Below are 25,752 nucleotides of genomic sequence, written 5' to 3'. Positions count from 1 at the left end.
GAAAAGGGGTCTGCACTTTATTAAAAATTTACAATTGCTCCCGGGCCAAATAATACACTGGCTCAATCTTTAATTAGGTATAGCAGTCGCCACATCTATTAGGACATTCTTGAAAGCTAAAAGCTTCTCACAGTAAGTATTTACCTATAGCGAGATTGCCTATTCCCTATTGCCTCTTGCTATACTACCTATTGCCCATAGCAAGATTGCCTAAAAAAAAGGCGGGTAGGTATCAGTTTTCCCTGCTTTTTTAGTATTACTATTGTTTTTTATACCCAGATAAATAACCTTACCAGAAAAAAATTCTGATCACATCTCCGAATTGAAATACAGTTAAAATAGAAACCATCAACTATATTTTAATTGGGAGTAGCAGCAGCTTTTTGTTCCGCTATCTTCTGATTATTAGCATATTGAACGGCCCTATCTTCAGCCACCGTAAACTTAGGATGGGAGTTAGGAACCTTTTTCATCAACTCACTAGCCCGTTTCCATTCCGTTGCCACTTTTGTCCATTCCGCGCGGGTTTGGGCTTTTTGAGCTAAATTTGCGGTAGTGGTTGCGGTTTTAACTGCTTCAGAAAATGGATCAACTGGTGTGGCTGGAGAAGCAGGCGGTTTAGGAGAGGTGGCAGTCGAAGGAGTAGATGAAGTATCGGAGGACTCTGGAGAGGAGGAGGAACCTGTGGGGAGGAAGGGTAAGCGGAAGATTCCGGCAAAATGCAATCCCCCCAAGATGGCCAAAACCGCTAAAACCCCGAACAAGATCATCAACGGTAAAACCTTGCTTTTGGGCTTTTTGGGTTCAACCTGTCGAGTAGTTTCCTCAATTTCCTCATCGGGATCATCATCCTCCTCGGGATTGTAGGCGGCTGCTACATTATTATTATGGTCGGGCAAATATTCATCATCATCGATAATTTCGTCATCATCGATAATTTCGTCGTCAATATTGTAGTCTTCATCTTCATCATCCACCAAAGGCACGGAAGATTCATCCAAAAAGACATCAGCAACTGGCCTGATCACGGGTTCCGGTGGCGTTCTCAGAACAATTTCTTCTTCCCAAACGGGTAAATCATCTCCGAACTGACGCCCATAAACCCGAACGGTGTAAATCGTTTCAACACCGAGGCGATCCATACCATTTCGGACTAATTTAACCAAATCTTTTTGATAGTGAGGAACCTGATCCCCCTCCATCATGACATGGAGACAGCCGTTATCCCGCATGACATCGGCATTAATTCCTTTAGATTTTAGGGAACGGTTAATCGCGTCTGCGATCACCTTGGGATCGCCCTGTTTAGCCAGTTCCCGTGGGCTTTGATCTTGTGATGACATAGCTAAAATGATTTCACCTGTCCATGACAATGATAGTATCACTCATTAATCGCTGTGCAACTATTTTCTGAAAATTAGAACTTTTATCCCCGTTGAAATAGACGACACAATTCAATAATCTGGGTTTGTAGGGTCGAAAGTTCCTCTCCACCCCGTTTCAGATGGGCTTCTAGCTGAAGCAATAGGGGTAAACTCTGTTGAAATTGCTTGAGTGTGGGAGTTTGGACTTCTTTTTGCAGGAAAAATACCCGGTTAGGGTTGCCAATTTCGGCGGTTTTAGCAATTTCGACTTTATCCCGAACTCCGGTTTCCATCATTAATTTAATCCATAACCAAGTCCGAAACTGACTAACTAAAGTTGCCACAATTTTCAGGGCGGGTTCATTATGTAAAAGTAGATCGGCAATTAACTCTAGGGCTTCGCTAGTTTGTCCGGCTTTAATACAAGTGGCAAGTTTTAGGCTGTTTTGAGTATTGGACTGAACTAATCGGGAAATGTCCTCCACACTCAAGGGTTGATGAGTCTTTCCACTAAAGAGTTGGAGTTTTTCCAATTCGTTATACAGTTGTCGGATATCATTTCCGACTAACTCCGCCAGGAGAGCGATACCATTGGGGGTCAGTTTTACCCCGCGTTCGGTGGCCAGGGTTCTAACTTGCTGTTCTAACTTGTCGGTTTCCCAGGGTTTAATCCGCGAAAATTCCCGCACTTCTCCTTTGGATTTACGAATCTGGTCTTCTAGGAACTTGGTAGATTTTAGCCGACCATCGGGTTTGTTAGCACTGGTTAATAGTAAGGTGGTGGTATCGGGGATTGCGGGCAGGGTTCGTTCTAATTCCTGATAAACCTCCGTCGGGCATTGCTGCATCAGGGGGGTATCGGCCAACCAAACAAAGCGTCCACCCAACCCAAACGGGGGAGTCATGGCTTGATTGAGTCCCATTGCGATAGAATTTGCTTGATCGGACACAATTCTGTCAGAATTGAAACTATCCCAACTGGGATCAACGACGGCCGATCGCAATCGTTCCACCGCTTGCAATAAGGAAAAGTCATCGTCTCCCCAGTATAGGTAGATTGGCATAATAACTTAATTTTTTCAAAAGAGGCGATTAAAATTGGACGATACTTATCAAGTTTATGTGAATCGGGTGGCGCGGTTAACGCTGCCAGAATCCTATCACTCTCAGTTGGAGTATATCCAGGAGTCCCCTAAGTTTAAACCCGACTCCCAGGGTAGACGCCAAGCTGTACCTTTCCCTGGTTATACCGTGATTACGCCTCCGGCGGCGGAAGACTTGGATAATCAAGAGTTCTATCAAAATCTCCAAGATTGTCAACAGCAACTGGGTGAAAAGTTTGATCCTGATTTTTTAATTACTATCCCCCCGGATAGTTTACATTTTACCCTGGCTGATTTGGTCTGGGACAGTGCCTATCGAGATGCTAGTCAAGATCCTAATTTTGAGCCGAATTTGCATGAAGCGATCGCTCAATCTTTTGAGACGTTTAAATCAACCCCGATTTCTCCGGGTATCCGTTGGCAAATTTTTGGTTTTATGTTATTACCAAGGGCGATTGCCGTTTGCTTGGTTCCCCGAGATCAAGAGTCCTATCAAAAAACTCTTGAATTTCGCCGATCTATCTATCAAAATCCGGGTTTAATTCCGTTAGGTGTCGATCAACAATATTATCTAACGGCGCACATTACCTTGGGTTATTTCGGAAGTATTCCTGAAGATTTAGATCGGGCAAATTTTTGTAATATTCTATCTTCTTTTAATCAACAATGGTTGGATTCAACTCAAGAAATCTGGGTTAACCGAGCCGAACTCCGCAAATTTGACGACATGAATCGCTATTATCGAGAACCAAACTGGCCCGTTTTAGAGTTTAAATCCTAGGGGTTAGTGATTGGTTGTTCGGGTGTTGATGGTTAATCTCTAACGATCAACACCTGTTGAAGAAGGGACGGGGAAAGGGCAACGGGCAATAGGAAATCCTGATTGATGATTCATGTTATTGGAATTGGGTTAGAAGGGGCATCAGGACTGAGTGAGTCTGTGCTTAATTTAATTATGGGAGCGACGGTATTAGTCGGACGCGATCGCCATTTAAGTTATTTTCCTGAACATTTAGCCACCCAGTTAACCTTGGGAGATTTAACAGAAACCATTGTCGCCATTCGTCAACAACTGATTAGATGGGAAGTCGAAAATAAACAATCTAGTAATAATTATATTGTAATTTTGGTAGCGGGTGATCCGTTATTTTTTGGGTTAGGTCATTTATTGATAGCCGAATTTTCCCCCGAACAATTAACCTTTCATCCCCATGTTAGTTCGATTCAGTTAGCCTTTAATCGGATTAAAACCCCTTGGCAAGATGCTCAAATTCTCCGAGCCCAGAGTCCGGCGATGGAAACCTTAATCCAAGCCTTACAACAGGGGATAGAAAAAATAGCAATTTTAACGGATACTATTTATAATCCCTTCGCGATCGCCCAATTAATCAGAAGTTTAGATTTACCTAATTGTTATCAATTTTGGGTTTGTGAAAATTTAGGGGGAAGGGATGAAAAGGTGCAACAATGGGATATAGAAATACTAAAAAATCAAGTTTTTTCACCCTTAAATATTGTTATCTTACTACGTCAATCTCGATCATCCCTAGAACCCTTAGATGTATCTAAACTTCCGACTTTTGGCATTCGGGATCAACTATTTTTAAGTTATAGCGATCGCCCCGAACTAATGACAAAAAGGGAAGTGAGGAGTTTAATCTTGGGAGAATTAGGATTACAACCCAAACAAACAATCTGGGATATTGGCGCCGGAATGGGTTCAGTTTCTATAGAAATTGCTCGTATTTTTCCTGATTCTACCATTTATGCAATTGAAAAAACAGCGGTCGGAACCAGCTTAATTGAACAAAATCGCCAACGGTTTCAAGTGAATAATATGATTTCAATTCATGGAGAAGCCCCAGATATTTTACATCATTTACGTTCTCCTAATCGAATTTTTATGGGGGGATGTGAAAAAAATTTAGGCGAAATATTAGGGATTTGTAGTATTCGTTTAAGTCCTGGTGGTGTAATTGTTTTAGCCTTAGAAACCATTGAACATTTAAACGCGGCTTTAAATTGGTTAGAACAACGACAACGTATTGAGGGGAGTTGGAGTCATCGAATTCTCAATGTCCAGTTATCTCAGGGGGTTCCCATTAATCATTTAACCCGTTTTTCTTCCTGCAACCCCGTCACCCTTTTAACGATTACTCACCATAGTTTATTTGCTTAGGNTGTGGCCCCGGCTTGATTCCAATATTGACCAAACTGATCATATTTGCGGCGTTTATCGGCGTCGGATAACACCTCGTAGGCTTCGTTGACATCCTTGAAACTCGCCTCAGCTTGTTTATTCCCCGGATTCATGTCGGGGTGATATTTGCGGGCTAGTTTCCGATAGGCTTTTTTGATATCATCGGCCGTCGCGGTTTTATTGAGTCCTAAAGTCGTGTAGTAGTCTTTATAGTCAGTCGCAGACATTCTTCCCCTCTCCTCAATACAGTGATCCCTAGGCTACTCGTTGTTGGATAGTATGCTCCCTAACCTATAGGGTATCAAAGTTATTAACAGGATTACGTTCGGTTGTTGCTGATTTTGCGATCGCAATTTCCGAACCTGGGGAGCAGGGGAGGCAGGGGGAGCAGGGGAAGTAGGGGGAGTAGGGGAGCAGGGGAGGTAAACTCTTTCTATTACCCATAACTCATAACCCATTCGTAATTCGTAATTCGTAATTCGTAATTCCCTAATTAGGCTGGCGACTAAACAATTTAAAATAAGTAGAAACCCAGAATTGTTTAATCGGGAAAGCAATAAAAGTTAAAGGATTAATCGTAACAATGATATTACGAACATCTGCTTGAGCCTGTTTAATCACTTGTTTAGCAACCCAGTTAGGAGACATCACCCCAATCGGGTTTAAGTTACTTTTGAATGGCCCTAAAATTAATTTACGAATCACGCAGGGTGCATCCAAACGACGCAGGGTAATTAAATCTCCTAAAGTCCGTTTACTCAGTTCGTAGAGGGGGCTTAAAGCTGGCCCAACCTCTGCTTCCGATGTATTCACCCAAACTTCCTTTTTAGCAATATCAGCGTTAGTTTTAACGGTACTCAGGAACAATTCTAATAGACGCCAACCGGAAAACGTATTCACCTCATAGGATTGACTGATCGCATCTTGAGTCCTTTGACCGTGAACATTAATTCCATGATTAATAATTAAAATATCTACTTTTTGCAATAACTCCCCTAATTGTTGTTCCTGTCCGACTTGCCAAGTTACGGTTTTGATCGGGATTGTTTCCCCCTCAACCGTTAAACTCAAGGGTTGGTCACCGGAGGTCAAAGCCAGAACTTTTGCCCCTTGAGCATGGAGATGAAATAAAAGAGCTTGTCCGAGAGTTCCCGATGCTCCAGTCACAGCAACGGTTTTTCCCTTGAGTGAAAGTGCCGTTCCCATGATTTTATCTAATAAAGTCAAAGTTCCACAAAAATAGGCATTTTGATTATCAAAATGATGCCGCCAATGGTAAGTTCGATTCACCATCCAAGGAGCGGGAGGACGGTCAAATTCCCCGGGAGTATGGGTCAAATCCGTCAATTGATCCGCATTGGGAATTCCCAAACCTCGGGCAATGGCGGAGAATAGGAAACTGAGGGTATAAAGACAACCGAGAAGGGCAAATCCCTGGTGTTCGGGGGTGTAAATATGGGCGATCGCCAGAAATATCAAACTGAAACTGAACATCACCCCGGCTTCGGGGACATCATTATACCAATGGGCTTGGCGATAAATTTCCTGACTCACGGGAGTTAAATCTGGGCGGAATACCCGATGATGCCAATTGTGTAAACGAATTAAGGGCGGGAAAACATGAGCCGCGACATGATAAAGATCCCTTACCATTTCTGCTCCGACGATAGAACCCACTCCCCAAGCCAAATTCCCAATCCAAACCGTTACCATATCCAATCACTCACACCTTTAATTCGCAAGTTTCCTGCCCACGATTAGCAAGACTCGACTCCAATTGTAGTCAAATTTGGTTCTAATTTTATGGGGGGCAACCCAAATTATAGATTTTGGGGTCATTGTGTAATTGCTATATATTATGTAGACTCGGTTTTTGCGCGCTATATATGGTGTAATTGCCTAAGTCCTGTGATATGTAGAGTGTGGATCAACACATTTTTTGCATTATGGATCAAAATATTGATAATTCTCGGAAAATTCCGTTACGCGGTGTCTTAATTGTTCCTTTTATTTTACAAATCTTTGCCTTTGTGGGATTAACGGGGTATTTTTCGCTAAAAAATGGAGAGAAAGCTGTTAATGATCTGGCGGAACAGTTGCGCGGTGAAATTGCCACGAGAATTGAACAAAATTTACATAGCTATTTAGCCACACCTCGTTTAGTTAATCAAATTAATGCTGATGCTATTAGTCTAGGTCAATTAAACACAGAAGACCTGACAGCATGGGAGCGTAATTTCTGGCGACAAAAAAATAATTTTCATAACGTCAATGGCATGGTAATGATTACTGAAAAAGGTCAGGGTATAGCTATTAATAGTAACGAAGAAGGACAAGTATTAATTCAAGCAACAAGTACAACGAAGCCGAATCAGCTATATATTTACTTGGCTGGGACTAAGGGTGAAAGAACCAAATTAATTAAAGTATTTAAAAATTTCGATCCGCGAAATATTAAAATCTACAAACAAGCCGCAAAATCTGGGAAAAATACTTGGAGTAAAATTGATTTTGGTGATATTGTTAACACTCCAATAATTACAGCTAATCAGCCTCTTTTTGATCGAAATGGAAAAATTACTGGAGCCTTATTTGCAGTTCTACGTTTATCCTTGATTGGGAATTTTTTGCAAGATTTAAAAGTAGGAAAAACGGGACAAACTTTTATTATGGAAAGAAGCGGAATGCTAGTGGCTACTTCTACGTCAGAAAAGCCATACCGCAATAAACAAAGATTTTTAGCCACCGATAGCAAAAATATTTTAACCCAAGCTACCGCCAACTATTTAGTAACAAAATTTAAAAATCTCAATTCTATTCAAAGTTCTCAAAAGTTGATTTTTTTTATCAATGGACAAAAACAATTTGTACAAGTTGTTCCTTTTCGAGACGGTAAAGGTATTGATTGGTTAATTGTAATTGCCATTCCAGAAAACGATTTTATGGAAGAAATTAATGCCAGCAAACAGACAACAATTTTACTATGTTTTTTAGCGTTATTTTTGGCAATTATTTCGGGAATTGTCACTTCTGCATGGATTACTAAACCCATTCAAAATTTGGGTATAGCAGCAAGGGAAATAGCTGATAGTAATTTCGATCAAACAATAAATACTTCCGCCATTGAAGAAGTCAATGCTTTAGCTACTGCTTTTAATCTTATGAGTCAGAAACTCAAGCAGTTTTACGAGCAATTAGAAGATTATTCGCACTCCTTAGAACAAAAAGTTGCCGAAAGAACCCAAGAATTAGAGCAAGAAATACGCGATCGCCAAGAAATACAAGAGATACTCAAGAAAAGTGAACAAAGATATCAACTAACTTTAGAAAGTGTGAATGAAGGCATCTGGGACTGGCAAATCACAACCGATACGATCTATTTTTCACCCCAATGGAAAGCCATGCTAGGCTATGAAGACAAGGAAATTCCTAACCTATTTAGTTCTTGGGAAACACTGGTTCACTCCGATGATTTGCACCAGGTATTAGACTTTTTAGGAGAGCATTTAAAAAGTGACTGTAATGAACCTTATAGTTGCGAATTTCGGATGTGGCACAAAAATGGTAGCTACAGATGGATACTATCACGAGGTCGGATTGTCGAGCGAGATGCAGAAGGCAAACCCATGCGTTTACTTGGTTCTCATACCGATCTTACAGATCGCAAACAAACAGAAATAGAATTGCAAATAGCCAAGGAAACTGCTGACGCTGCGAATAAAGCCAAAAGTGAATTTTTGGCAAACATGAGCCACGAATTACGCACTCCCCTGAATGGGATTTTAGGCTATGCTCAAATCCTCATGGGTGCAAAAAATTTAGACTCTCAAAATGTGCTCAGCGTAAAAATTATTTATCAATGTGGTTCTCATTTACTTACTTTAATTAATGACATTCTCGACTTTTCTAAAATCGAGGCTGGAAAAATAGAATTTTACCCAACGCCATTTAATTTTGGGGCATTTTTAGAGGATGTTAGCCAAATCTTTCGTCTCAGAGCAGAACAAAAAGCTATCAGTTTTACTTGTGAATTTGACTTTTCTTTACCCGACAACTTGCACGGGGACGAAAAACGCTTAAGGCAGGTTTTAATTAATCTCTTGGGTAATGCGGTTAAATTTACTGATTGTGGAGGCGTTACTTTCAAAGTTCAACTGATAAAATTAGTACCCTTAGAACCTAATACCCAGGAATTACAGGCTATCAACACTATCCGCTTTCAAATTGAAGATACTGGAGTTGGTATCGGTAAAGAGCAAATGCAGAAAATTTTTCAACCTTTTGAACAGGTGGGTAATACTGATAAGAGGTCAGAAGGAACTGGTTTGGGATTGGCAATTAGCTTAAAAATTGTTGAAATGATGGGTAGCAGTATTCAAGTTAACAGTCAGTTAAATACTGGTAGTCAGTTTTGGTTTGATTTAGACATCCCTTCTGCTAGTCAATGGGAATCATGCAACATTGAGCCAAAAACTGCGATCGCGGGTTATGGGGGAACTAAACTGAAAATTCTCGCAGTTGATGATCGGTGGGAAAACCGATCTGTGCTAGTTAATTTATTAGCACCCTTGGGTTTTGAAGTCTTAGAAGCTGCTAATGCTCAAGAGGCTTTAGAACAAGTTAATTCTGTCCAATTTAATGCCGTTATTACTGATTTAGTCATGCCAGAAATGGATGGTTTCGAGTTAGTAAGTCGTCTTCGCTCTCAACCTGAATTGCAAGATTTAGTGATTATCATTTCTTCCGCCAGCGTATTTGAAGCTGATCAGCATAAGAGTTTAGATGTGGGAGCAAATGCCTTTTTACCCAAACCCATACAAGCTGCCGAGTTATTTGCATTATTACAAAAGCATTTAGGGATATCTTGGACATATCAAGAGTCAGTTGAACTTGATAAAAATGTCAATCAATCTGTAGAATCAGATTCAGTTTCTTTTTTAGTACCACCACCGGATGAGGAACTTGTAATTTTGTACGATTTGGTAATGAGAGGTAATTTAAAAGCCGTTACTAAACAACTGGAACAATTAAAAAAATTAGATGCAAAATATATCCCCTTTGCCGAACGATTAGGGGAATTAGCTGGAAGTTTTCAAGAAAAACAATTACGATTATTTATCAATGATTATAAACCCAATAAGTAGTTGCACAAAATAAATTACCTAGTTGAGAGAGGGAACAGGGAACGGGGAATAGGGTAAAGGACTTGTAATTAATTTTGTTTAGGTACTTAATAGAAATTAAATTGATGTTTGAGAATCCCCTGATATTTTAATTATAAGCCGATGAACCGCGTGGCATTCTCACTATCTAAGGGGCGGGAAAAAAAGTAACCTTGTCCGAAAATACATCCTAGTTCTCTAAGAATTTCTATTTGTTCTTGAGTCTCAACTCCTTCGGCAACAACTTCCATTTTTAAATTTTCACCTAATAATATAATTGTTTGCATGAGAATTGTATCATTGGGATTTCGATTCAGATTTTCCAAAAAGGAACGATCAATTTTTAAAATATCAATGGGCAAATCCTTGAGTAAATTTAATGAGGAGTAGCCTGTACAAAAATCATCAATACATATACCAACACCAAGATTTTTTAAAAATTTAAAGTTTAAATTTGCTTCTTTAAATAAACAACTTTCAGTGATTTCTATATTTAAAGTATTTTTAGTTATACCAGTTTGTTGTACAATTTCTGCAATCTTTTCAAATAAATTAATTTGCTGGAATTGCAGCGGAGAAAAGTTAACATTCATTGTCAAAGATACGCCAGGTAATTGATCTTGCCAATGTCTTAACTGATTGCAATCTTCGCGTAAAATCCACCAACCTAAAGGGTTAATTAATCCTATTTCTTCAGCCATAGGAATAAATTCATCCGGTGGAATCATGCCTTTTTCGGGATGATTCCAGCGAATTAAAGCTTCAAAACCTTTAATTTCTTGAGTGATCAGGGAAACAATAGGTTGATAGTACAAACAAAATTCTTGTTGGGAGATTGCTTTTCGCAGATCTTGTTCTAATTGTAAGCGTGTAATCACATCGGCCTGCATTTGCGGATCAAAAACCTGATAATTACCACTCCCCCGCTTTTTAGCTTGATACATGGCAATATCTACATCTCTAAGAATATCCATCGGTTGTTGATAACCCATGACACTAGAAGTTATGCCAATACTCGCTTCTATAATTGCTTCGTAGCCCCCATTAAAATTAAAGGGTAACTTAAACTGTTCTAATAGTTGTTGAGCGACGGAAATCCCTGTTTCCGTTTCTACTAAAATTACAAATTCATCCCCACCCATCCTCGTTGCTGTTTGGGAAGGTTTTAAACATCCTTGCATCCGATTTGCCACACAGTTTAATAGCTCATCTCCGGCTAAATGTCCCAGGCTATCATTAATAATTTTAAAGCGATCTAAGTCAATAAATAAAACAGAATAACTAGCCTTAGCTGCAATTAACTCCTGCAATCGCTTCATCAACCAGTCACGATTTGGCAAACCCGTTAAGGAGTCATGGAAGACATTATATTCTAATTGAGCTTTACTTCTGCGTAAGTCTTCCAAGGTTTGAGAAAGTTCAGAGGTGCGTTTTTTTACTCGAATTTCTAATTCTTGATTTAACTGATTCAAGTCTGTACGAACTTGGTTGTGTTCGGCAATTTCTTGTAATAAACAGTGATTTTTTTGTTCAAGAATTGCAGTTAAAATTTGCAATTCTAAATGAGTTTTAATCCTAGCTAAAACTTCTTCTTTACGAAAAGGTTTGGTAATATAATCTACTGCTCCTAAAGAAAGACCTTTGACAATATTATCTGTTTCGGAAAGAGCCGTAATAAAAATTACTGGGATTTGACTATATAAAGGATTTTCTTTCAATCGTTCATACATCTCAAATCCATCCATTTTTGGCATCATTACGTCTAATAAAATTAAGTCAGGAATCACATATTCTAGTTTTTGCATGGCACTTTCTGCATCTTCCGCCACCAAAACTTCAAAATTCGCTTCATTGAGGAAATTCGCTAAGATTCCTAAATTAGCAGGGATATCATCTACTACTAAAATCGTACTTGGGTAATAGGTCATATCTGTCATAAATTTACTTATATTAATTATTGATGGTTATTTTTGATCAGCAAGAACTTTAAAATACTATTAAGGTTTTGATGATTCTGATAGAATTATAGTTCTTGCTCAATGCGATCGCTAATCTCGTTTTGTAATTGGCTTGCTACTTTATTAATCGCTCTGTGTCCATTTCGTAAAGACAACCACCCCGTTAATCCTAAATTTGTATGACAAAAGAAAACACGAGAATAGCACGCAGGGCAAGTTTTTGAAAGCTAGGAATAATTAGACGCATACCTGAGTAAGAGGTTATATCTATGATCGACTTATGTTTTTGTATTGATTGAACATTTCCCAGATTTTTTTCTCTTTCAACTCCCTCGCTAAATGTCGCAATTTTAACGCCAACAGTGAATATTTGATAACCAAGAGTATTTATTAATTTAAGGGTTTTAGCCCTTTGGCGACGAGAAAATATCTAAGTCCCACTAGAAAATGCTATTCTTAACCCTGGCTACTCTAAATATAGTGTAGCTGCGTAAGTCCTGTCTATGTTAAAATTCGATTGTGAGTTAGGAATCCGCATCTACGTTTTAAAGCATCCTAGGTATGACCGCATGAGTCGAATTCTCATTGCTGAAGATGAACCCCGAATTGCCTCCTTTCTGGAAAAGGGACTGCGAGCGAATGGATTTATCACAACTTTGGCCCGCAATGGACAGGAAGCTATAGAAAAAGCCCTCGCCCATGAGTTTGACTTATTGATTCTCGACTTGGGACTTCCTGATCAAGATGGGTTTCAAGTTTTAGAACAATTACGGGGTCAGGGAGAACAAATTCCGATTATTATTTTGACCGCCCGGGATGATATTACGGATAAGGTAGCAGGATTAGAGGGGGGTGCAGATGATTATGTGACTAAACCCTTCCGATTTGCAGAACTTTTAGCTCGGATTCGTGTTCGTTTGCGACATCATCCCCCATTGATGAGTAACGAAGATAAGGCTTTAACTGTTGGCCAGATTACACTGGATTTATATACCCGTCAAGCCTGTTTGGGGGAAACACCGATTACTCTATCGGCTAAGGAATTTCAACTGTTAGAAACGTTTTTGCGCCATCCGGGTCAAGTGTTGAGTCGGGAACAACTATTGGATCAGGTTTGGGGATATGACTATGATCCAGGCTCGAATATTGTTGATGTTTATGTGGGTTATCTGCGTAAAAAGTTAGGGGGTCAACGGATTGAAACGGTACGGGGGATGGGTTATCGTCTGGTGTCTTGAAACTTCTGGGAACTTTTGAACTCAACAGAACGTCCACGGCGGTAACCCTGTCGTAACCAGCGATTGGGACAGATTTAGTGATCAGGATAGGTTTTATTGGTTTTATCCGATCTGCGGTTGGTTCATCAGGGACATTTAACGATCAAATATTGTGACTTTGGGATATAAGCAAAGTCCGGTGGGGATTTTTTTTGAAAAAGCGCGAAAATTAGCTATCTATTGCTTACAAATAGCCAGGCTATGTTGTGTCTATGGGTCAGGCTATTAACAATATTTTAAAAACTGTTATCTCTTGCCTCAACTAAGGGAATACTAAAATTAAGTGGGTGAGGAATAACAAAGTCAATGGAGATTTGAATTAAAGTTAATCACTATCTTTCTTTAACCTAATTTTTGAAAAGGGTTAAAGAAAAAGTTTGTGGTTTAAATTTCAAAAAGTCCACCTAAAAAACAAAAATAGGGCAAGTTTTTGTCGTTTAAATTAAAAAAATAAGCTGATAAAACTCTAAAATTAAGATTTTTCTCATAAAGGATTCATAACCATCTTAAATCAATGTTTTAGAGTGAATATGGGCAGAAAAAACAATCAGAATCGAATAATATTCAATCCTTGATTGATATTCGGTTCGATAGTTTCAGAATGGATCTGCAAGAATACCGTTATTGTGTCGTATAGATTACAAGGTTGAAAAAACCATGAATGACCTGAACAAATTTTCAAAAGAATTAGACAAATTGGGTGACAAACTGGGCAAATTAGCCAACAAACCCGATAAATTCTTCAAGAAACTAGATAAGATCTTTGATAAAGATGCCTATTTGAAATTCAACCCTGATGTTAAACTAGCCGTTGAAGCCAACTTAATAACACCAGAAGAACACTTTCTGCTCTATGGAATTTATGAAAATCGGGAATTTAGTAATCTATTTAGTGTTCGTGAATACTTAAAGCTGAATGTAGATTTCAAATTTGTAGCTGAACAACAGGGTTTAAGTGTTGCTGAACATTTTGTTGATTTTGGACAGAGTGAAAACCGTCCCTGGAATCCTCTATTTAATATTCAGGACTATCTCAATCTTAATCCTGATGTTAAGCAAGCTGTTCAAGATGGTTTGACCAATGCTAGTGAACACTTCTTGGAGCAGGGAATAGATGAAACACGAAAGTTTAGTTTTGTCTTCAAACTCAAAGATTATTTAGCACTTAATCCTGATGTTGCAGTCCAAGCTCAAGAGGGTCTAATCAATCCGATTCTCCACTTTTTTAATGTGGGTCAATTTGAAGGTCGAGAATGCAATAAGTCCTTCTTGAATGTCAAGTATTATTTAGAAGCAAACCCAGATATTAAGTTGGCTGTTAAGTCAGGTCAAATTAGTGCGATCGCTCATTTTCTCGAATTTGGTCTGGGGGAAAATCGTCCGTTCAATCCTAACGTTTCTGTTACTAAGATTCTGCAACAATTTAAGGTTAGTAACCTCTCAGTAATTAGTATTGAGCAAATCAAGCAATTTATTGAGGCATCGCTATCAGCACCCGCACCCACACCCACACCCGCACCCACGCCCACACCCACACTCGCACCAACCGCAACACCCGCACCGATACCAACGGTTGAACCGACACCTGCACCAACCACAACACCTGCAGCACCAACCGCAACATCAACACCCGTACCAACGGTTGAACCGACACCCGCACCAACCGCAACACCCACACCCGTACCAACGGTTGAACCGACACCCGCACCAACCGCAACACCAACACCCGTACCAACGGTTGAACCAACACCCGTTCCCACACTAGAACCAACTGCGGAACTTCCCTCAGAATTGTTCAATCTTGACTATATTAAAATCACCTATGGGGTTGAACTGAAAGCGGGTTTAAAAGTTGAGGATCTCAGCAAAATTACAGATAGTGAAATTCTCAATTTCATCAAAGAAAATGGATTAAAGCTGGGGATTAATACCTCAGCCTATGTAGATATTAAGAGTTACCTAGAAGCTTATAGCCAACAACTACTAAGTTTCTATCAAGTTGCCTCTGTTTCCAATCTCACTTTTGTACAGATTCTCAACTATATTAGTGGAGTAGGTTTAGAAGCAGGAAACAGTCCCTCTGTCTTCATTGATTTTGATTTTGTCAAGAAAAATCATGCTAAAAAATTAGAGAAATTCCTTGAGAAAACCCTTGACAAAATCACCAACAAAGATATTTTAAAATATCTTGACCAAGAAGGAATTGGAAGTGGAGATCAACTCTCAGGTTCCATCGACTTTAATTACATTCGGTCAACGTATAATGTGGAACTGGTTGCTAAATTTGGGGTGAGCTTAGAACTCATTAGTAATCAGCAAATCTTTGCATTTATCAACAGTAAAGAAGGATCTGAAGTAATTACCCATCCTTCACCTACCGTTGATATTAACTTCGTCAAAGTTGTTTACGCGAAAGAGATTGCAGCCTACTTCAATATTTCCGTTGAACAAGTCCTGGCTCTGCCCAATCTTCAGATTTTGCTGTTCATTAATAATGTTCCACCAGAACAAAACGTCGATACCTCTTGGACAGTTTCTTTAAATTACTTAGAAGCTGTTTATGGGAAAGAATTAGTCGCTGGGTTAGGAAAAAATCCGTCCGTTGAACAAATTCTTAATTTCATTGAAGAACAAGGAATTAAAAACGGACATACCGTTTCTCCCTTCCTGGGTCTGGATTATGTGAAACAGTTGAATCTCGATAAAATTGTCGAGAAATATGACATCACACAAACCAATGAAATTGGAAGTGAAAATATTCTCGAAAGTATCAATGTAGATTACCTCATTGACGTTGAATACTCTCGCGTTAAATACGCTACTCAGTTAGCCGCTTATTTCAAAATTTCCGAGGAAGAAGTTGCCAACCTAACGGATGAAAAAATCAAGGTTTATATCCTGGGAATTGGCAAAGAATTGGGATTAACTGGAAATCCCATTGACTTTAAGAAAGTCGAAAAACTGCTGGAAAAAGAACTCAAAGACTTCTTTAAAGTCAAAGATGTTAAAGAATTAACCGATGGACAAATCAAAGGTTTCCTATCGGGTGAAGGTAAGAAACTCGGACTGCTGAAGCAAATTAGTGAAGTCGTTGATGTCGAATACTATAAAGAAATTTATGGTAAAGTCTTAACGGCTGAATTTGGAGCAGATATCAAAGCGGAAAACATCATTGATTTTCTATTTGGTGATAAATCTCCAGTTATTGATGTGAAATTCTGCTTAGATAAATATGCAGACGAACTCACACAATATGCCGATAGTTTAGGGAAAAATTCCAAAAAATTAACCCTAGACGATCTGAAAAAATACTTTTTCAGCAATGAAAAGTTTGATGCGGCAAAGAGCCTAGTCACTTTCGATTTAACAGCGTTCAGTACCCAATATTCATCACAGTTAATTGCGTTTTATGGTGTAACTGCGGTTACGGAAATTACCCAAGCGCAAATTTATCAGTTTGTCACCCAAGAAGCCTCAAAATTGAATCTCAATCTTTCTGAATTTATCTCAGCAGATGGATTGGCATTCTACAAGAAAGAATACGCGGAAAAAATCGCGTCTCAATATGGTGTTGAGGTCAGCGTTGTTCAGGAATTAAATCCCAATGTTCTACTCGATATTGTCTTTGGTGGCTGGTCTGATGACCTTGATTCTGACTACTTCCGGGTGAAATTTGCAGGAGATGTTCAAGCGACATTTGGTGTAGATGCGATCGCTAAAGTCACGGATTTACAAATTCTCCAATATCTGCATGATCAGGAAACCGTTGATGTTAAGACAATCAATTGGTTTGATACCGATGGATATGTCAAAAAATACGGTAAAGAACTTGAAGCCGCGCTGAAAGATTCCTACCACGTTAAAGACATTAGTGAACTGTCTAGTCAGCAAATTATCAAGTTTGCTTTTAGTCCTGAAGCTAAAGCGTTTAGCGTAGAAGGATTGATTGATTTAGGGTACGTTACCGACACTTTTGGTGCTGCAATTGTTAGTGGTGATCAAGTTACTGAAAAATGGATTAGTCAATATATTAGCGTTGATGCTGGATATGTTGAGTTTCAACTCAGTGGTTTGATTGAAGCGGGAACTGTTACCTTAGATAAAATTAATCAAGTTCTGGGAACGACCGTTACCAGCGTTGATTTGTTGAGTAAGAAACAACTGATTGACCTTATTAATAACAGTGAATTCAAGACCGCTTTAGGCGCGGGTGTTGAAATTAAACTGTCTCAAGATCCCCCGAATTTGGATTATATCAAAGCCACCTTTGCTCCCGCTTTAGCAGAAGTTTTAGGGGTGAATGTTGCCTCGCTTACGGGTGATACAACCAAGGTTGTTTCTAACGATCAAGTCCTAACCTACCTCGTTAAAAATAAAGCAGCAGAAATCGCGGCATTTGCCAAAGTTACTGAAGCTGAAGTTACACCGGAATTAGCACAACAATGGTTAACTAAATCCAATCTGATTACCCTGGATAATGGTGGTACAACCGATGGCGGTACTCCCATTAAAATCGATTTAGTTTATGGTCGTTATCAGCTAGAACAGTTGGTTACGGACGGAAAAATTACCCTCGATACGGTTAATCAATTCTTAACTACACCGATTGAATCTTTAGCAGCAATTACCGACGCAAATCTGACGGAATTATTACTCAATAAAGACTTGCAAACCGCATTAGGTGAAGACAGTATTGAGTTAGTTCAACCTGATACTTTAGATTTAGGTTTCTTGATTTCTAAATATCAGACTGAACTGTCAGCAAAATACGGTTTACCTGCGGATACTCAATTTACCGAACAACAAATTAAGGATTATTTCACTACCGCAGATGCTGAAAAAATTGCAGCCGCAGGTGTAACGGTTGAACAATATATTCAACAGCTTACGGTGACGGAAGTTCCAGCGCCAGTGCCACCAACTAGCCCAGTGGCAGACTTTGATCCACAATATGTGAAATTCCAACTGAAAGATTTGTTGGATAACAATGTGATCACCCTGGAAGATGTTAATGGTGTTTTGACTACCGATGTTCAAGCGTTAGATGGGTTAACCAATGAACAAGTTCAAGAATTAGTGGTTAACGAAGCCTTTAACACTAAACTGGGTGCAGATAAAGCTCTGAAACTAACACAAACGGAGACACCTGACTATAACTATGTGCGTCACCTTTACGCACAGGAATTAGCGGGTGCTTATAGTGTTTCAGTTAATGATGTTTTAGCGGGAGATGTTGTTACCCTAACCAACGAACAAATCCTTGCAGCCTTTACACAAAAACTGTCAACAATTGATGTGGGATATGTCAGTGATCAACTGGAAAAATTAATTACTGACCAAAAAGTAAGTTTAGATCAAGTCAAACAATTCTTAGGAAGTGGAGACGCAACGTTCACCACCGTTGAAGACTTGACAAATGCCCAAATCATTCAGTTAGTCTATAGTCCTGACTTCAAGGATTTGTTAAAAACAGAGAATCAAACTCTGGAACTTTCCCCTGTTGATTATGAACAGTACATTAAGGACAATACCGATGCTTTGAAAGCAGCCTATCCAGATGTGACCGATATCAAAAATATCACTCTGCAACAGGTCAAGCAATTCATTTATGGTGAAGGAGTTAAACAGGGTATTCAGCTTGATAAATATCTTGCTCTTGATTATCTCGGAGACACCTATACAAGCGCGATTAATAGCGTTGCAGTTGATGATCAGGTGGCGTTAAATTGGTTGAAAGATGACTACAATCAATTGGATGTCAACTATCTGCGTTATCAATTTGACCAGTTAAGTGTTGAACAACAAACGCAGTTATTAACTGATCTGAAAATCCAGAAAGATGTTAATTCTCTGACGGACAAAGACATCATTTCTATCACTTTGAGCGATGCTTATAAACAAGTGTCACCGGATGACAGTATCCAACTAACCGCTATCAATGTTGACGCTTATCGGCAAGGTTACACCCAACAGCTTGTTGATTACTATTTCCCAAGCAACGATGGCGTTACTCCTCCTCCCGATGGCGAAGTTGCTCCTCCTCCCGATGGCGTTACTCCTCCTCTCGATGGCGAAGTTGCTCCTCCTCTCGATAACCCCGAAGATGTTCATAGCGAAAATGGCAACCTAATTGATAAAATCAGCGACAAAGATGTTATTAAGTTTGCCTTTAGCGACGGAATTAAACAAGGAATTAATCCTCTGGAATTCGTTGATAAAGAATACCTAAAAACGGCTTTCAAAGGGGAACTGGCAACCCATTACAACGTTGATATATCGGCAGTTGCTCAACTCGATGATTCCTTGGTCGCGGATTATGTTTATGGTGGGATTCTGGGGGCAGAAATTGACTATAAATTCTATAGTCAAACCTACAAAACCGAGTTAGAAACCACCCTCAACAAACCCATTGAACAAGTCACAGATACGGAGATCCTGCAACACGCTTTAGACGTGACAATTCCGCAAGGAAAAGCGATCGCACCTGTGGATGTGGATGGATTTGTTAAGGAACACAAAAAAGAACTGTCCGAGATTTTTGGTATCGAACCCAAGGAACTCAAAAAACTTGATAAAGCTTTCCTCAAAGACTTTATCCTAGAACAAGCTTCTTCCTATGATTTAGATGGGAAAAAATACACCAATCTTGACTACTATGTGAATCAAGGCGGGGAAGATTTGTTAGAAAATTACCGTGAGGAAAAGGTCTACAATATTGATCCCAAGAAAGTCTTTGACTACGTTTCTGAAAATCAAAAAGACATTTCTAGCACGGCTCCAACGGTTGATTTAGTTTGGTATCAAGAACAATATGCCGATGATCTTGCGACCAATAAACCTAAAATTGATACCAATGGAGATTCCCAACTTTCTAACGATGAGTTGTATGTTTATGCAACCGGGGAAGGTTTAATTAAAGGAAACAAACCTTCTGAATTGTTGAAGGATTTCGACGCATACGTTGCTGATCCTCAAGTGCAAGAAGATGTCTTAACCTACTACAATGTTGGGTCGGCTGATGCACTGACAAATCCTCAAATTGTCACCTATATGGTGGGTAAAGGTTTATTAGATGGTCACGAACCTTTCAGCGATGAATTCTTAACGAAAAATCCTGGACTAGATTTGGCAGCCTTCAAACAAGCTAATGCTCAAGCCTTAGTTCAATATACAGGTCTTGCAATTGAACAGGTGAACTATTTGAATGTCTTCTCCTATGAAGCCAGTGTAGGTTTGTTGAACCCAACCACCACTAACAATGGTTTAGCCTAATCTGAAAGATTAACTCCTAACCCCTCCGGTGACCCCCGGGGGGTTTTTTGTTGAGTTGAATTTTGAGAATAACGATAGCTTATAATAATCATAAAACTATTTAATTTAATATTCTTCCCTATCCCATTGGCTCCAACTCCCAACAATTATGAAAATCTATGCTCGACTTCCCTTAAGCCAAAAAATTATTCTGCCATTTTTGATTGTATTTTTGGTCGTATTAATTGTTGGAGTGATGATTATTGGTTCCTGGTTTACGAAAAGTTTAGAAACCAATATTCAAGAGGATATGAAAATGGCGAATCCTTGGGTTAGCCGAGAGTTTGGAGAACAAATTGAGTTATTAATGATAGAAAATCGCAAGCTCTCCAATTTGGAAACCTTAAAAACGGCTTTAGATACAGGCAATTATAACTCGATTTTTGAACAGGTTACACCCTTACAAGAAGAATTAGAACTAGATTGGTTAAAGATTGTTGATGCTCAAAATAAAATTGTCGTTGATTTGAGATCTCAACCCATAAAAGTTTCAAAAATTAATCATAAAATAGACATTAATAATGGTATTAATGGATTGCCTGTTTCTGATTTGGTAAATATCAAGGATCTGTCCCTAGGGTTAATCATCACAACCTCTCTAATTAAATCCGAAAATAATGTACTAGGAGCTATTGTTTTTGGTCGGTTAGTGACACCGAAATTGCTGGAGGAATTCAAGAAAGGAATGAATATTGATCTGGTAGCTTGGAATCCCGAATTTAAAATTATTGCCTCTACTTTACCCGAAGTTACCCAGATGAATTGGAATCCTCCCAAAATTAATCAATCCCCTAAAAATATTACGATTAAAAATCAGAGTTATTTAGCTGAAACTATTGGTTTAGGCGGAAAAAATCAAAATGCCTTACTCATTACAATATTATATTCTACAACAAGGCTTGAAGAAGGAAAGAAATTGCTTTGGATAGAATTAGTACAATTATTATTGGCTGGTGTATTAGTAGTTACGATTACAGGATTTTTAATTGCTCGTGCAATTACCTATTCCTTGAAAAATTTTATCCATGTTACTCAAAAATTAGCGGCTCAGGATTTAACGGTAAGAGTTACAATCAATAGTTCTGATGAGCTAGGGAAGGTGGGTATAGCCTTTAATAAAATGGCGGAACAGTTAGCCGAACGTGAATACTTACTCCAAAACCAATTAGACCAACTTTCCCAAGCACTTTCCGAATTGAAGCGCACCCAATCCCAATTAATTCAATCGGAAAAAATGTCAAGTTTGGGTCAGTTAGTGGCGGGAGTTGCCCATGAGATTAATAATCCTGTGAGTTTTATTTATGGAAATATTGAATATGTCAAACAGTATACCACAGATTTACTAAAATTAATCAGAATTTATCAAGAATTTTATCCTGATAATCCCGATGAAATTATTACAGTTCTTGAAGATATTGATTTGGATTTTATTATTAAAGATTTACCTAATTTAGTCAACTCAATTCAAAGCGGTGCTGATCGAATTCATAAAATTGTTTTATCATTAAGAAATTTCTCACGTTTAGATGAATCAGAAATTAAAACAGTTGATATTCATGAGGGTATTGAAAATAGTTTGATTCTCTTAAATCATCGCTTAAATTCTAAAATTGAAGTGATCAAAAATTATAGTAATTTACCTAAGATTGAATGTTATGTTGCCTCTTTAAATCAAGTGTTTATGGCAATTTTGACGAATGGGATTGATGCAATTGAAGAAGCCGATATTGAGAATAGTAGGAATCCCACGATTATTATTAATACGGAAATGAATGACAGTGATCATATTAGAATCAGAATTAGAGATAATGGGCATGGAATTCCTGCTCATATTCAGGAGCGAATTTTTGATCCTTTTTTTACGACCAAACCCATTGGAAAAGGGACGGGTTTAAGTTTAGCGATCGCCTATCAAATTATCCAAAAACATCAAGCTGAAATTCAAGTACATTCTTCGGAAAATAAGGGTACAGAATTTATCATCATTTTACCCATAAAATATACTCCCACTGATATTATTTCTCCTTTCAAGTTCTCAAGTCCCTAAGCATTTTTCCAATAACTATAGGTTTCTGACCCAATTTTATCCTTTTCTTCTTGATAAATTTCATCTAAACACTGAAATAATGCTTTGGCTTCATTTTCTAGTCCTAATAGCCTTAAACTGGTTAAAATTCGAGTCAAGCGTAAATAGTTATGATCTCGCCAATCAATCCAATTTTTTTTTCTTTGTTGATAGTTTTCACTTTTGATAATTTTTATCTCTTGAGAGGGCTGGGATTCTAATTTTAATCCATAAAAATCTAACATTAATAATAGAGATTGGTATAACCTTTGTTTTAATTCTGGAGTCTTTCTAAAAGTTTCAATAACAGAGGGATTTAAGGTGGGTGCATTGCGATTAAAATTGCTTTTTTCTACCATAGGAAATAACCATTGAATATAATCATGGGTATATTCTAAACGATCATGTTTCCACTGCCAAATATCTTCTATTTTCCGTCCTTGAGCATCAGGAGATAAACCCAAATAGAACCGAACAAGAATGTCTTGATTGTTTGAACTCATAACAAGTGATTTCTAAACATTAGCCAAGGATAAAAACCCCTGGCTAACAGTATAACCTATTACCGATTACGATATTATAAATCTCGATGGGTAAACGGTTTAGCGTTACTTCCAGAATAGGTTTCTACAATATGCCCGTCCCCAATCACTTGATATTTATAAGTGACTAATCCTTCTAAACCAACGGGGCCGCGGGGGGGCATTTGTTGGGTACTAATTCCTACTTCTGCACCAAAACCATAGCGAAATCCATCCGCAAATCGAGTCGAACAATTATGGAAAACACCCGCAGCATCGACTTGATTTAAAAAGGTCTTGGCGGTGGTTTGATCTTCTGTTATAATGGCATCGGTATGACCGGAACCATAGGTATTAATATGGGCGATCGCTGCTTCTAAATTCTCAACTATTTTAATTGATAAGATTAAATCACTGTATTCCGTTGACCAATCTTCCGTCGTTGCGGGTTTAATATTAACGATTTTTAAGGTTTTCTCATCCCCCCGTAATTCAACATTTTTCGCCTGTAAAGCCGTTACCACTTCTAATAAAAACTCCGAGGCAATATCTCGATGAACTAATAGGGTTTCGACCGCATTACAAGCAGCAGGATATTGAGTTTTCGCATCAATTGTAATGGCGATCGCTTTTTTAATATCCGCCAATTTATCAATATAAACATGACAAATTCCTTCGGCGTGACCCAAAACAGGAATCCGAGTATTATCCTGAACAAACTTTACAAAAGCATTAGAGCCCCGAGGGATAATTAAATCCACATAATCATCTAACCGTAATAATTCTAAAATTTCCTCTCGGGTGGTTAAAAGTTGAACTGCATCGGGATCAATTGCTGTTTGTGATAATCCTTGACGAATGGCTTTAACCAAAACTTGACAAGAATTAATCGCCTCTTTTCCGCCTTTTAAAATAACTCCATTTCCCGATTTTATTGCCAAGGCAGAAATTTGAATCACCGCTTCCGGGCGAGCTTCAAAAATTACCCCTAAAACTCCTAACGGACAGGTAATTCTTTTTAAAATTAACCCCTGATCTAATTCTCGATGAATTTGCACCACTCCCACCGGATCGGGCAATTTAGCAACATCTCTTAATCCGGTAATGGTACTATTTAATTTAGTCAGATCAAATTTGAGACGATTATATAAAGGTTTAGCAATTCCTTCAGCCTCAGCGGCACGACAATCGGCTTCATTGGCCGCAATAATTTCCGATGCAGCCGCTTCTAAAGCCTGAGCAACGGCTTCAATAGCTTGATTTTTTTCTGCTGTTGATAATATCCCTAATTTCTGTGCTGCTAAACGAGTTCTTACAGCAAGTTCAACTAAAGGAATAGAACGGGTTTCCGAGACTATCATTGTTAAAATTTAACCCCAAATTAGTCAAAAATCACTATTTTTTATCATAAGTCATCAGTCATCCGTTTATTAACCATAACCCATTCCCCATCACGGATTTAAGAGGATTACGCAGATTAAAATCCGTGAAATCCGTGCAATCCTCTTAAATCCGTGATCACGAATAATGAGATGATGGGAAAGCTCGGACTATTGACATCAGTGTATAGCTTGTATGCGAATTGCTCTTTTCACTGAGACTTTTTTGCCCAAAATAGATGGGATCGTGACGCGGCTGTGTCATACGGTGGAACAGTTACAACGGTTGGGAGATCAGGTTTTGGTGATTTCTCCGGCTGGGGGACTCACGGACTATAAAGGGGCTAGAATCTATGGAGTGGAAGGGTTTCCCCTACCCATGTACCCGGAGTTAAAATTAGGTATTCCCCATCCGGGTATTGGTGTGCAATTAGAAAAATTCCAGCCCGATCTGATTCATGTGGCGAATCCAGCGATTTTAGGGTTAGGGGGTTTATATTATGCCAAAAAATTAAATATTCCTTTAGTGGCATCCTACCATACCCATCTTCCCCAATATTTGCACCATTATGGCTTAGGACTTTTAGAGGAGGTACTCTGGAGTATGTTAAGAGCAGCCCATAACCAAGCCCAATTAAATCTTTGTACCTCAACGGCGATGGTACGAGAACTACATGATCATGGGATAGAAAGACTGGATTTATGGCAGAGGGGAGTGGATACGGAGATGTTTCAACCTTCTTTAGCTACTGTGGAAATGCGCGATCGCCTCAGCCTGGGACACCCTGACTGTCATCTATTACTCTATGTCGGTCGTTTGGGGGTGGAAAAAGAAATTGAACGAATTAAACCCATTTTAGAGAAAATTCCCAATACCCGTTTAGCCCTAGTAGGTGATGGCCCCCATCGTCAAGCCCTAGAAGCCCATTTTCAGGGAACTCCCACCCATTTCGTCGGTTATCTGCGAGGAAAAGACCTAGCCACAGCCTACGCCTCCGCCGATGCTTTTATTTTCCCCTCCCGTACTGAAACCCTGGGATTGGTGCTATTAGAAGCTATGGCCGCCGGAACTCCCGTGGTCGCAGCCCGGTCAGGGGGGATTCCCGATATTGTTACCGATGGTGTGAATGGCTACTTGTTCGATCCGCTTCAGGAAGATGGAGCAATTACCGCGACTCAACGGTTATTTTTCAATCCCCAGGAAGGGGAAACTCTGCGCCAAAATGCCCGTTTAGAAGCCGAACGTTGGGGATGGGCCGCGGCCACCCAACAGCTACAACACCACTATCAGGAGATTCTCTACCGTTACTCGTTTCCCTCCGTTGCCTAGCATCCACCAGAAACTTTTGATTCAAGACAGGGATGGAAGCCATGACCATCCGTTGTCTGTTATTATCTAGTCAATATATTAA

At 39.0% G+C, this 25,752-nt stretch carries 13 protein-coding genes and 1 pseudogene; 7 read left to right on the top strand and 7 right to left on the bottom strand.

Annotated features, from left to right (window positions below):
* Nucleotides 1–359: 359 nt before the first annotated feature.
* Entirely contained in the window at nt 360–1,343 is a 984-nt protein-coding gene (locus PL11201_RS10150) for a hypothetical protein (protein ID WP_079678464.1), read from the bottom strand.
* 83 nt (nt 1,344–1,426) lie between these two features.
* Nucleotides 1,427–2,428, bottom strand: coding sequence for a DNA polymerase III subunit delta (gene holA, locus PL11201_RS10145; protein WP_079678463.1), 1,002 nt, complete (start codon nt 2,426–2,428; stop codon nt 1,427–1,429).
* A 34-nt stretch (nt 2,429–2,462) separates the two neighbouring features.
* Between holA and PL11201_RS10140 the strand changes: the two genes are divergently transcribed.
* The gene (locus tag PL11201_RS10140) at nt 2,463–3,248 is read left to right on the top strand and encodes a DUF1868 domain-containing protein (protein WP_079678462.1); all 786 of its coding nucleotides are present in this window, start codon (nt 2,463–2,465) and stop codon (nt 3,246–3,248) included.
* Nucleotides 3,249–3,350: 102 nt separating this feature from the next.
* On the top strand, nt 3,351–4,646 hold the full coding sequence (gene cbiE / locus PL11201_RS10135; RefSeq protein WP_144017721.1) for a precorrin-6y C5,15-methyltransferase (decarboxylating) subunit CbiE: 1,296 nt from the start codon (nt 3,351–3,353) through the stop codon (nt 4,644–4,646).
* Between the two features lie 8 nt (nt 4,647–4,654).
* On the opposite strand, the pseudogene PL11201_RS10130 reads toward cbiE, so the two are convergent.
* Together PL11201_RS10130 and PL11201_RS10125 are read right to left on the bottom strand one after the other, a co-directional pair.
* Nucleotides 4,655–4,894, bottom strand: a pseudogene (locus PL11201_RS10130) (DnaJ domain-containing protein); the annotation flags it as partial.
* 262 nt (nt 4,895–5,156) lie between these two features.
* Nucleotides 5,157–6,380, bottom strand: coding sequence for a bifunctional sterol desaturase/short chain dehydrogenase (locus PL11201_RS10125; protein ID WP_079678460.1), 1,224 nt, complete (start codon nt 6,378–6,380; stop codon nt 5,157–5,159).
* A 233-nt stretch (nt 6,381–6,613) separates the two neighbouring features.
* On the opposite strand from PL11201_RS10125, the gene PL11201_RS10120 reads away from it, so the two are divergent.
* Complete coding sequence (locus PL11201_RS10120; RefSeq protein ID WP_079678459.1) at nt 6,614–9,811, top strand: ATP-binding protein; 3,198 nt, start codon at nt 6,614–6,616, stop codon at nt 9,809–9,811.
* A 131-nt stretch (nt 9,812–9,942) separates the two neighbouring features.
* Here PL11201_RS10120 and PL11201_RS10115 read toward each other — a convergent pair whose 3' ends face one another.
* Nucleotides 9,943–11,766, bottom strand: coding sequence for a two-component system response regulator (locus PL11201_RS10115; protein WP_079678458.1), 1,824 nt, complete (start codon nt 11,764–11,766; stop codon nt 9,943–9,945).
* A 590-nt stretch (nt 11,767–12,356) separates the two neighbouring features.
* Between PL11201_RS10115 and PL11201_RS10110 the strand changes: the two genes are divergently transcribed.
* The 3 genes from PL11201_RS10110 (at nt 12,357) to PL11201_RS10095 (ending at nt 22,422) form a co-directional block, all read left to right on the top strand.
* Complete coding sequence (locus PL11201_RS10110) at nt 12,357–13,025, top strand: response regulator transcription factor (protein ID WP_079678457.1); 669 nt, start codon at nt 12,357–12,359, stop codon at nt 13,023–13,025.
* Between the two features lie 696 nt (nt 13,026–13,721).
* Entirely contained in the window at nt 13,722–20,336 is a 6,615-nt protein-coding gene (locus PL11201_RS10100) for a hypothetical protein (protein ID WP_144017720.1), read from the top strand.
* 148 nt (nt 20,337–20,484) lie between these two features.
* Nucleotides 20,485–22,422 (top strand): sensor histidine kinase, encoded by a 1,938-nt coding sequence (locus PL11201_RS10095; RefSeq protein ID WP_079678455.1) that lies wholly within the window; start codon nt 20,485–20,487, stop codon nt 22,420–22,422.
* Here the strand turns inward: PL11201_RS10095 and PL11201_RS10090 are convergent.
* Both PL11201_RS10090 and PL11201_RS10085 read right to left on the bottom strand, forming a co-directional pair.
* Nucleotides 22,419–22,943 (bottom strand): opioid growth factor receptor-related protein, encoded by a 525-nt coding sequence (locus PL11201_RS10090; RefSeq protein ID WP_079678454.1) that lies wholly within the window; start codon nt 22,941–22,943, stop codon nt 22,419–22,421. The genes PL11201_RS10095 and PL11201_RS10090 overlap by 4 nt on opposite strands.
* A gap of 74 nt (nt 22,944–23,017) precedes the next feature.
* On the bottom strand, nt 23,018–24,322 hold the full coding sequence (locus PL11201_RS10085) for a glutamate-5-semialdehyde dehydrogenase (RefSeq protein ID WP_079678453.1): 1,305 nt from the start codon (nt 24,320–24,322) through the stop codon (nt 23,018–23,020).
* A 214-nt stretch (nt 24,323–24,536) separates the two neighbouring features.
* On the opposite strand from PL11201_RS10085, the gene PL11201_RS10080 reads away from it, so the two are divergent.
* A complete protein-coding gene (locus PL11201_RS10080) occupies nt 24,537–25,670 on the top strand; it encodes a glycosyltransferase family 4 protein (protein WP_079678452.1) in 1,134 nt (377 codons plus the stop codon).
* Nucleotides 25,671–25,752 lie beyond the last annotated feature (82 nt).

The sequence above is a fragment of the Planktothrix sp. PCC 11201 genome (assembly GCF_900009135.1).
Taxonomy (GTDB): domain Bacteria; phylum Cyanobacteriota; class Cyanobacteriia; order Cyanobacteriales; family Microcoleaceae; genus Planktothrix.
The sequence above is the reverse complement of the archived record's forward strand: the minus strand, read 5'-3'. Positions and strand labels throughout refer to the sequence as shown.